General features: G+C 60.9%; 3 protein-coding genes and 2 pseudogenes. 2 read left to right on the forward strand and 3 right to left on the reverse strand.

The genetic code is table 11. The features are described from left to right. Window positions 1-268, reverse strand: a pseudogene (locus NKJ04_RS33095) (type IV secretory system conjugative DNA transfer family protein); the annotation flags it as partial. 267 nt (window positions 269-535) lie between these two features. After that, window positions 536-894 (reverse strand): annotated as a pseudogene (locus NKJ04_RS33100) (DDE-type integrase/transposase/recombinase); the annotation flags it as partial. A gap of 908 nt (window positions 895-1,802) precedes the next feature. On the opposite strand from NKJ04_RS33100, the gene NKJ04_RS33780 reads away from it, so the two are divergent. Further along, window positions 1,803-1,937: an aldehyde dehydrogenase family protein gene (locus NKJ04_RS33780; protein ID WP_023671820.1), complete on the forward strand. Its 135-nt coding sequence runs from the start codon at window positions 1,803-1,805 to the stop codon at window positions 1,935-1,937. 282 nt (window positions 1,938-2,219) lie between these two features. Continuing rightward, window positions 2,220-11,060 carry a Ulp1 family isopeptidase gene (locus NKJ04_RS33110; protein ID WP_352680025.1) on the forward strand — a complete coding sequence of 2,947 codons (8,841 nt, stop codon included), beginning with the start codon at window positions 2,220-2,222 and terminating at the stop codon, window positions 11,058-11,060. 152 nt (window positions 11,061-11,212) lie between these two features. On the opposite strand, the gene NKJ04_RS33115 is transcribed toward NKJ04_RS33110, so the two are convergent. Next, on the reverse strand, window positions 11,213-11,352 hold a 140-nt coding region (locus NKJ04_RS33115), incomplete at its 5' end, for a winged helix-turn-helix domain-containing protein (RefSeq protein WP_352546282.1).

Consider the following 11,352-nt stretch of genomic DNA (forward strand, 5'->3'; position numbering starts at 1 on the left):
GCGCCTGTCTGGCTTTCAAAGATGCGTTTCAGAATGCGATCCGAAAAATATCGCACCTTCCTCAATTTTAATGGTGGCAGACCTTGATGAGAACGATTTCGTACTCGTCATTGAGCAGCCGCACCTGTTCGGGACGCAACAGCGGTGCACCTTGATGTGAATTCTGAACGTTCCAAGCGAACGTTCGCGCCTGGCTGTAGGAAATCGATTGGGCTTGAAATGTGAATCCACCGATAGCTTTGGAAATGTAGTTCGGAGTCTCGTCATCTACCTCGATGTTCCTAGAAGCGCGCCGGCAGCCCGGGCGGGGGGCTTGGGGTTAGACTGCCAGCGCACGGCACTCATAAAGAGCGGCCTCTTTTCGCGGTTCGGACACCCATAGTCAACCCGGCAACGTCTGGATGCCCGCTGTGCTTTTTGCAGAGCGGCGATGCTGGGCATATCGGCCGATCCTGTCTAGGATGGTGTGGCCACTCTCGTCGGCCGAGTTGATGCTCCAGCCAGTATCGCCTTGCCGACCAGCATGAGTTCGCCGTTAGCAATCCATCGTTGCGGGCGTTCCAGTCACGGCCTTCCATTCGGCGGTGGCTTGCAAGCGATGAACATGTATGGCGAGAGCAGAACGTTTGGGGCGGGGGACGAAGAGGTTGCGGAGGGCTGACAAGGTCGAGACGAAGCGTTGCAGGCCTCCCGGCGATCGGACCCCTGCATCATCCGCTCCCGTTTTCGCGGCGGCACATGGGAATTCTCCGCTCTGTTGTTCAATCCCTTGTGCGACCGGTGCTCGACGTCCGGCATCATCTGTCGCTTTGCCGCTCCATACGAGCGAAGCTAGTCGGTGATCATGCGCTTCGGCGCGAGCCCCTGCTTCTTCCACAGCCGCGTCAGCAAGCGCAACCTCTCGCAGGGTGCGCTCTCAGAGTTCGTTCCTGCGCAGCGGCCTTGTTATCTCGATACTGGATAAGCGTCTACGAACCTACGCGCCGCATAACGAGCTTTGTTGCGCTGGTCGGTTGCGAAGGGTGGCTCTATGCATCGCAGTGGCGGACGCGAAATCCTCACCATCCTTCTGCATCGCGCTATTTGGCTTGCCGAAAACCCAATTTCGCCGGCACGCTGCCGCTGAATACGATGATCATCTCGCATTCTTGCTATGGAGACTGTCGTCCTTCCTGGGCACGCGGCTGACGGCGACGAAAGCGGGTTTATTCATGCAACACCCCTTTTTGGCAGGCAAGCTGGTGGACTTCGGGATGTCGGGGGCGAATATAGCGAAGACTCCCGCCGCTCGCTGATGCATTCTGGACGCAACCGCATCGAGCCGATGTGTTCGAGACGCTTCGCGGCTGCAGTCGCCGAACGATGGCGTGGTTATGCGACCTGTTCGGCATGGCTACCCCCGTCCAGTCAGGCGTTCACGAAGGTGTTTGTCGAGAGTTCGTGGAGAAAGTCCGCCACTTATCTTTGGCGAGGGCTTTGCTCCGGAGTGGCGATCGGTGCGCTGATCGACAGGCAGGCTCTGGCCAAAATCGAATCCCATGCCGTCGCGAAAGGCCGCAGAATTCGATGCGGGGGCAAACGCATCGCGCGAATGGCACGTCGAACTATCGGTCCTGTCTCCAGCGAGATGACCATCGCGCAAGAAAGAGACATTCGGGCGGCTGGCGCCTGTGATTGCTTCGACGATGCGGATAGGTCGTGCATGAGGCCAACGACACGATCTACGGCCTTCCCCCACATTTGTGCCTCAAACGGAAGCGTGTCTGGCGTGTCGCCGAGGCCTTGGAATATGGCATAGTGGTATGAACACGGGACGCATGTCGTCGGAAGCCGCGCCTTTCGGCCGAGTGAAGCAGTCCGGCATCGGGCGGGAGGGTTCCCGCCATTGCCTCGAGGACTACCTCGAAATGAAATACCTCTGCACGGGCGGCATCTGAAGCATGGGCTTGCAGGGCTCGCAGACCGGTAAACAGCGAGCCATCTCCAAATATGTGAATTGTGGATTGCTCCTCGACGGGAGCTGAGGGGCGGCTCCGCAAGCCTTACGACGCTCTTTGCGAGCCGTAGCTGCCGAGCTGGCAAAAGGCCGGGCTACGTCGCGCCAGCGCAATCGGCGCGCAGAAAATTAGGCCTACCCGCTCCGGGACCGCGGACCTCGTCAGCTTCTCGTAAGTATGCCCGAGTAGGTTGCTCAGCTGATCTGTGGACGTGAGGCTAACGTGAACCGGCACAAATTTGACCTATCCAATGTAACAGGTTGGCGGCAGGTGCAGCCCCCGGCATCTCAAGAGCAAGCGGCACAGGCCGGGCAAGAGGGCTTTGAGCAGCGCTCGGGCGAGGCGCGCCAAGCCGCTGCCCAAATTCCCGCCCCCGGCGTTCCGGCTCTGCCAGACCCGTTCCATCCTCATCCGTCTCACGGAGACCTGAGCCTCATCGAAGGCGCGGCCCCATGGGAAGCGCAGCCCATGATGCAAGGGAGCGGACAAGAACACGCCGCGGCGCCGTACGCCGGAGGCAGTGGGTCGATGCTAGGTGCCTCGGTGCTGCAGCCGGGTCACTCAACGGCGCGCCATCATCATGCGCCGGATTCGTCAGTGGGTGATCTGAATCCTTCCGCACCGTTCGAGTTGCGTGACCATGCTCGTTCCCCCGTGCCGGCGGCGGTGCAGCCAGATCCTCCAGTAGTGGTCTCCGACGGTCGCGGCTGCAAGCGTCCTCTTTATTCCAACGATGCGACCGTTGTCGAAGGGCTGAGGTCACTCTACGCGGGTAAGGCCAAGGAGGAAACGGTCAAGCGCCATGTAAATTCTCTTTACGGCTTTGGTCGTTGGCTCTTTAAAAATAACAAGCCGGGATTTGCTGCTCGGCTTCACGAGGAGTCGCTGGATGAAGATCTCAAGGAGTACGAGAGCAGTGGTGGCTCCTCGACTGTGGCTGTGGCACTGCGTCGTCTCAGAGAGTCGGCGGGCGGAGTGCCAATGGTGGGCCGCGCTGTCCTGAATCCCGACCCTGCCGACGCCGTGCTCATCAAAGAGTACAAAGCGGCTCTCATCAAAGAGTACAAGGGAGCGCCTGCGACCGGGCCGAATCGCCAAACCATTCACGACTATGGAGCTACTCTTAGACGTTTCAGTGAATACCTGGTTGAAAACAACAAGCCGGGGATTGCGGCTCGGCTTCACGAGGAGTCGCTGGATGAAGATGCCAAGCGCTATAAGGCCTCCAGTGGTGACCGGAGGATCATTGCACTAGCTCAACTCCGGAAGTTCCTGCCGTCCGCCGCACTCGGGCGCGAAATTGCCCTTGCTGCTCGTCCGGAAGACGCACTCGGCATGGAGGCTCGTGCCATTGGGGACGCCGCTGCGCAGCACAGCGGGCCGCAGAAGGCATTGGGTCGGCCAGAGAAGCTCCCTGGGGAAGCTAATGAAGACGCCGCTGTTCTGCCATCGTCTTTCGTACCAACTGGGCACCATCACCAAGCCTCGGATCCCGCAGAGTCCTTTCGTCCCCTGATCTGGCGCGACGGCGACCAGCGCGCGCCGGACGAGCGGATCGCTGCACAGGACAGGAGCAACCTGCTACCAAGCGAGGAGGTGCCACTGAGGCCACCGGAATTCGCTCCTCCCAGCTTGCGGGCGGGGAATTCCGCCTCGCCAGAGCTCTTTTCTGAGGGGATGTCCCCCGCGGTCGAAGGGTTTTTTGGTGTTTTCGGCGACCCCAGCGGGCGGGTGCTCGGCGCATTGCAATTGCTAGGCGACGAACATATCCACAGGGATTACCAGCTCCTGGAGCAGGAGTTGCAGGGGAACAATCCAGAACTCGCCGCCCGGACGCGGTTCGTGGATCCCCTCGTAGCCAATTATCATCTGCGCTTGGGCTCCGAGAGCGACAAGCTAAGCGCATTCCAGCGCATCGTCCATAATCAGAACGGTAACGACACAGCCGACTTCCTGTTCGTGCCAGTGAGCGATGGCGGTAAGACTCTTGCGGAGCGCGGCAAACATTGGTCGCTGCTGTTCGTTGATCGCAGCGACCGGGAACGGCCGGTTGCCTATCATTATGACTCCGTCAGCGGATGGCATGACAAGCTTGCAAAACACCTCGCAGAAAGGCTGGGCGCCAGCCTGGAGACCCGCGTGGACTTACCCCGCATCGCCCAGCAGAGCAACGAGTGGGATTGCGGAGTCTACGTGGTGGACGGCACGCGGGCGCTGGTTGGGCGATTGCAAAGATGGCAGCCAGACCTGCCAGACCTGAACCTCAACAACCTCGTCGTCAATCGGCAGGCACTACAAACCCGACTCATGGGTGACGATACATCTGGAACGGCAAATTATCTCACGAACTTTGAACTCATGGACCGACAGGCGCGAGACGCGGTTAAGGAAAGCCCCGTTGGGACGTTTCACCAGCGGATCAAGCGGCTCGGCCAGTCAGCGCGAGCGTTGCACGACAGAGCCCTGGCTCCAGTCGCGCCGGACCAAGGCAACCCAGACTCGGTGTTCGTACGGGACGTTGTTCCCGGGGAAACACGCCATCATCATGCGCCGGATTCGTCAGTGGTTGATCTGAATCCCCCCGCACCGTTCGAGTTGCGTGACCATGCTCGTTCTATGCCGGCGGCGGTGCAGCCAGATCCTCCAGTAGTGGTCTCCGGTCGCGACAAGCGTCCTCTTTATTCCAACGATGCGACCGTTGTCGAAGGGCTGCGGTCAGCACTCTATGCCGGTAAGGTCGGGGAGCGCACGGTCACGGACCATGTAAATTCTCTTCTCGGCTTTGGTCGTTGGCTCTTTGATAATAACAAGCCGGGATTTGCTACTCGGCTTGACGATCCGTTGCTGGATCAGGATCTCAAGGAGTACCAGCGCGAGAGTGGCTCCTCGAACGTGGCTAGAGCACTGGGTCGTCTCAAAGAGTCGGCGGGCGGAGCGCCAATGGTGGGCCGCGCTGCCCTGAATCCCGACCCTGCCGACGCCGTGCTCATCAAAGAGTACAAAGCGGCTCTCATCAAAGAGTACAAGGGAGCGCCTGCGACCGGGCCGAATCCCAAAACCACTCAGGACTATGCGGCTACTCTTAGACGTTTCAGTCAATACCTGCATGAAAACAACAGGCCGGGGATTGCGGCTCGGCTTTACGAGGGGTCGCTGGATGAAGATGCCAGGCGTTATTTGGACTCCAGTGGTAACCGGTGGATCAGTGCACTAGCTCATCTCCGGAAGTTCCCGCCGTACGCCGCACTCGGGCGCGAAATTGCCCTTGCTGCTCGTCCGGAAGACGCAGTCGGCATGGAGGCTCGTGCCATTGGGGACGCCGCTGCGCAGCACAGCGGGCCGCAGAAGGCATTGGGTCGGCCAGAGAAGCCCCCTGGGAAAGCTAAGCAGCTGAGCGAGATCGGCAATTCAGGCGCTCGCGTGCTGATGCAGGCCCCCACCCATCAAGTGGGTGCATTGGCATGGGAGGCGCAGCCCATGATGCTGGGGGACGAGCACCTGGCACCGCATACCGGAGGCAGTGGGTCGATGCTGGGTGCCTCGGTGCTGCAGCCGGGTCACTCAACGGCGCGCGATTCGTCAGTGGTTGATCTGAATCCCCCCGCACCGTTCGAGTTGCGTGACCATGCTCGTTCTGTGCCGGCGGCGCCTGCCGGGCCAGCGTTCGCCAGGGCTGAGGAGACGCCCTCCGCGGTTGGCGAGGCCGCGGAGGCCGCAAGGTGGGCTCGGTTGCAAAAGCAAATGGACGAACCAGTGCATGATCCCGGCCCTCAAGTGGATACATCGCCATGGGAGGCGCAACTCATGGTGCAAGGGAGCGGACAAGAACACGCCGCGGCGCCCTACGCCGGAGGCAGTGGGTCGATGCTGGGGGCCTCGGTGCTGCAGCCGGATCACTCAACGGCGCGCCATCATCATGCGCCGGATTCGTCAGTGGTTGATCTGAATCCCCCCTCACCGTCCGAGTTGCGTGACCCTGCTCGTTCTGTGCCGCCGGCGCCTGCCGGGCCAGCGTTCGCCAGGGCTGAGGAGACGTCCTCCGCGGTTGGCGAGGCCGCGGTGGCCGAAAGGTGGGCTCGGTTGCAAAAGCAGAAGGTCGACGCTGATTTGTCGGGATATTTCGACTCGATTCCGCACGCGGACCTTCTACGATCGCCATGGGAGGCGCAACTCATGACGCAAGGGAGCGGACAAGAACACGCCGCGGCGCCCTACGCCGGAGGCAGTGGGTCGATGCTGGGTGCCTCGGTGCTGCAGCCGGGTCACTCAACGGCGCGCGATTCGTCAGTGGTTGATCTGAATCCCCCCGCACCGTTCGAGTTGCGTGACCATGCTCGTTCTGTGCCGGCGGCGCCTGCCGGGCCAGCGTTCGCCAGGGCTGAGGAGACGCCCTCCGCGGTTGGCGAGGCCGCGGAGGCCGCAAGGTGGGCTCGGTTGCAAAAGCAAATGGACGAACCAGTGCATGATCCCGGCCCTCAAGTGGATACATCGCCATGGGAGGCGCAACTCATGGTGCAAGGGAGCGGACAAGAACACGCCGCGGCGCCCTACGCCGGAGGCAGTGGGTCGATGCTGGGGGCCTCGGTGCTGCAGCCGGATCACTCAACGGCGCGCCATCATGATGCGCCGGATTCGTCAGTGGTTGATCTGAATCCCCCCGCACCGTCCGAGTTGCGTGACCCTGCTCGTTCTGTGCCGCCGGCGGTGCAGCCAGATCCTCCAATAGGGGTCTCCGGTCGCGACAAGGGTCCTCTCTATTCCAACGATGCGACCATTGTCGAAGGGCTGAGGTCAGCATTGGAGAGCACGGTCAAGCGCCATGTAAATTCTCTTCTCGGCTTTGGTCGTTGGCTCTTTGATAATAACAGGCCGGGATTTGCTGCTCGGCTTCACGAGGAGTCGCTGGATCCGGATCTCAAGGAGTACGAGAGCAAGAGTGGCTCCTCGGACGTGGCTAGAGCAGTGGGTCATCTCAAGACGTGGGCGGGCGGAGCGCCAGTGCTGGACCGCGCCGCTGTCCTGAATAATCCCGACCCTGCCGACGCCGCGCTCATCAGAGATTACACAGCGGCTCCCATCAAAGAGTACAAGGCAGCGCCGACCGGGCCGAATCCCGCTACCATTCAGACCTATGGATCTGCTCCTAGACGTTTCAGTGAATACCTGGTTGAAAACAAAAAGCCGGGGATTGCGGCTCGGCTTCACGAGGGGTCGCTGGATGAAGATGCCAAGCGCTATAACAACTCCGGTGGGATCAGTGCACTAGCTCATCTCCGGAAGTCCGAACTCGGGCGCGAGCTCCCTGGGAAAGCTAATGAAGACGACGCTGTTCTGCCATTGCCTTTCGTGCCAACTGGGCCCCATCACCAAGCCTCGGATCCCGCAGGGTCCTTTCGTCCCCTGATCTGGCGCGACGGCGACCAGCGCGCGCCGGACGAGCGGATCGCAGCACAGGACAGGAGCAATCAGCTACCAAGCGAGGAGGTCCTCATCAACCGTGAGCATGATACAGCGGAGTTGAGACCAGCGAAGAGGCAAAGGACCCCGAACAGTCGTCTGCAGGACGTTGCCACTGAGCCGCAGCTGAGCGAGATCGGCAATTCAGGCGCTCGCGTGCTGATGCAGGCCCCCACCCATCAAGTGGGTGCATTGCCATGGGAAGCGCAGCCCATGATGCAAGGGAGCGGACAAGAACACGCCGCGGCGCCGTACGCCGGAGGCAGTGGGTCGATGCTGGGTGCCTCGGTGCTGCAGCCGGGTCACTCAACGGCGCGCCATCATCATGCGCCGGATTCGTCAGTGGTTGATCTGAATCCCCCCGCACCGTCCGAGTTGCGTGACCATGCTCGTTCTGTGCCGGCGGCGGTGCAGCCAGATCCTCCAATAGGGGTCTCCGGTCGCGACAAGGGTCCCCTCTATTCCAACGATGCGACCGTTGTCGAAGGGCTGAGGTCAGCTTACGCGGGTAAGGTCAAGGAGAGCACGGTCAAGCGCCATGTAAATTCTCTTCTCGGCTTTGGTCGTTGGCTCTTTGACAATAACAGGCCGGGATTTGCTGCTCGGCTTGACGAATCGTCGCTGGATCAGGATCGCAAGGAGTACGAGAGCAGGGGTGGCCCCTCGGAGTACGAGAGCAGGGGTGGCCCCTCGATCGTGGCTAGAGCACTGGGTCGTCTCAAGACGTTGGCGGGCGGAGCGCCAGTGGTCGACCGCCCTGTCCGGAATCCCTACCCTGCCGACGCCGCGCTCATCAGAGATTACACAGCGGCTCTCATCAAAGAGTACAAAGAAGCGCCTGCGACCGGGCCGAATCGCGGTACCATTCAGGTCTATGGATCTACTCTTATACGTTTCAGTGAATACCTGCATGAAAACAAAAAGCCGGGGATTGCGGATCGGCTTCACGAGGGGTCGCTGGATGAAGATGCCAAGCGCTATGTGAACTCCGGTGGTAACCGGAGGATCAGTGCACTAGCTCATCTCCGGAAGTTCGCACCCGGGCGCGAAATTGCCCTTGCTGCTCGTCCGGAAGACGCAGTCGGCATGGAGGCTCGTGCCATTGGGGACGCCGCTGCGCAGCGCAGCGGGCCGCAGGAGGCATTGGGTCGGCCAGAGAGGCCCCCTGGGAAAGCTAAAGACGGGCGGGTGCTCGGCGCATTGGAATGGCTAGGCGACGAACATATCCAGAGGGATTACCAACTCCTGGAGCAGGAGTTGCAGGGGAACAATCCAGATCTCGCCGCCCGGACGCGGTTCGTGGATCCCCTCGTAGCCAATTATCATCTGCGCTTGGGCTCCAAGAGCGTCATGCTAAGCGCATTCCAGCGCATCGTCCATAAGAACGGCAACGACACAGCCGACTTCCTGTTCGTGCCAGTGAGCGATGCCGGTACGACTCGTGAGGAGCGCGGCAAACATTGGTCGCTGCTGTTCGTTGATCGCAGCGACCGGGAACGGCCGGTTGCCTATCATTATGACTCCTACAACGGATGGCATGACCCGCTTGCAAAAGAGCTCGCAGAAAATCTGGGCGCCAGCCTGGAGACCCGCGTGGGCGTATCCCGCATCGCCCAGCAGAGCAACGTGGTGGATTGCGGAGTCTACGTGGTGGACGGCACGCGGGCGCTGGTTGGGCGATTGCAATCGCAGCCAGATGACCTGAACCTCAACAACCTCGTCGTCAATCGGCAGGCACTACAAACCCGCCTCAGGGGTGACGATACATTCGGAACGGCAAATAATCTCACGAACTTTGAACTCATGGACCGACAGGCCCGAGACGCGGTTAAGGAAAGCCCCGTTGGGACGTTTCACCAGCAGATCAAGCGGCTCGGCCAGTCAGCGCCAGACGTTGCTCCCGGGGACCCATTTAAATTTCAAAGTCTTGAGAGCAAGGGGGACGCCGCTGCGCAGCACAGCGGGCCGCAGGAGGAATACAGTTGGCCAGAGTATCTCCCCCCTGGGAAAGCTAATGAAGACGACGCTGTACTGGCATCGTCTTTCGTGCCAACTGGGCCCCATCACCAAGCCTCGGATCCCGCAGGGTCCTTTCGTCCCCTGAGCTGGCGCGACGGCGACCAGCGCGCGCCGGACGAGCGGATCGCAGCACAGGACAGGAGCAACCAGCTACCAAGCGAGGAGGTCCTCATCAACCGTGAGCATGATACAGCGGAGTTGAGACCAGCGAAGAGGCAAAGGACCCCGAACAGTCGTCTGCAGGACGTTGCCACTGAGCCGCAGCTGAGCGAGATCGGCAATTCAGGCGCTCGCGTGCTGATGCAGGCCCCCACCCATCAAGTGGGTGCATTGCCATGGGAAGCGCAGCCCATGATGCAAGGGAGCGGACAAGAACACGCCGCGGCGCCGTACGCCGGAGGCAGTGGGTCGATGCTGGGTGCCTCGGTGCTGCAGCCGGGTCACTCAACGGCGCGCCATCATCATGCGCCGGATTCGTCAGTGGTTGATCTGAATCCCCCCGCACCGTCCGAGTTGCGTGACCATGCTCGTTCTGTGCCGGCGGCGGTGCAGCCAGATCGCCCAAAAGTGGTCTCCGGTCCCGACAAGGGTCCTCTTTATTCCAACGATGCGACCCTTGTCGAAGGGCTGAGGTCAGCACTCTATGCCGGTAAGGTCGGGGAGATCACGGTCAAGCGCCATGTAGATATTCTTTTCGGCTTTGGTCATTGGCTCGTTGAAAATAACAAGCCGGGGATTGCGGATCGGCTTCACGAGGAGTCGCTGGAGCGGGATCGCAAGGAGTACGAGATCTGGGGTGGCGGCCCCTCGGCCGTGGCTGGGTCACTGGGTCGTCTCAAGACGTGGGCGGGCGGAGCGCCAGTGGTGGGCCGCCCGGCCCTGAATCCCCACCCTGCCGACGCCGTGCTCATCAGAGAGTACACAGCGGCTCTCATCAAAGCGTACGAGGCAGCGCCGACCGGGCCGAAACCCCGTACCGTTGAGGTCTATGGGTCTTCTCTTAGACGTTTCAGTCAATGCCTGGTTGAAAACAAAAAGCCGGGGATTGCGGATCGGCTTCACGAGCGGTCGCTGGATGAAGATGCCAAGCGCTATATGAAAACCGCTGAAATCAGTGCACTAACTCATGTCCGGAAGTTCGCACTCGGGCGCGAAATTGCCCTTGCTGCTCGTCCGGAAGACGCAGTCGGCATGGAGGCTCGTGCCATTGGGGACGCCGCTGCGCAGACCGCGGCACAAGCTCATGGCCACGCAGGAGAGCAGGGACCCATCTCTCGAGCTCAACAAGTCGCGCCAGCGCCGTTTGAACGGCACTTGGGCAAGAAGCGCGAGGCCCAGGACGGACTGACGAGTACACTTGACAGGAGCAACCTCGTGAACAGCGGGGGCGTCATCATAAACAATGAACATTCCACAGCGCTGTTGAGACCGGCGAAGAGGCAGAGGACTGATAATCCGCAAAGCCGCGCCATGGGGCGGCAACTGAGCGAAGCAACCACGACGTCCATCAGCCAAGCCTCCGATCAAGCCCGAGCGGACCTAGTGGCTTCCTTCAGAAGCAGGGAGCGCTCCGACGCGGGGCGTTGAGCTCCATGGCTGGGGTCAAGCAGAACAGCTCTCTTGACGACAGAGGCGCTGATGCGATCTCCGGACCGGTAGCTCTCGCCGTAATTGATCAGGCTGGTACTGTTGGAAGGCTTGATCAGCCTCGTCACCCCAATCTCCAGCATAGCTCACTGTCACGCGGCCAACGTGCCTCCGTAGCTAACATCTACGTCAGCGTTGAAGAAGTAGCCTGCGCCACGGGATGTTTTGACCAGGCGAGGGTTGGCCGCATCAGCCTCCAGCTTTCGGCGCAAGCGCATGATTAGGACATCGA

The organism is Mesorhizobium sp. M0618 (assembly GCF_040320765.1).
Lineage (GTDB): Bacteria > Pseudomonadota > Alphaproteobacteria > Rhizobiales > Rhizobiaceae > Mesorhizobium.

Excerpts from the sequence above, each read along its gene's own strand:
- NKJ04_RS33780 (WP_023671820.1), top strand. The coding sequence starts at position 1,803 with ATGAACACGGGACGCATGTCGTCGGAAGCCGCGCCTTTCGGCCGAGTG.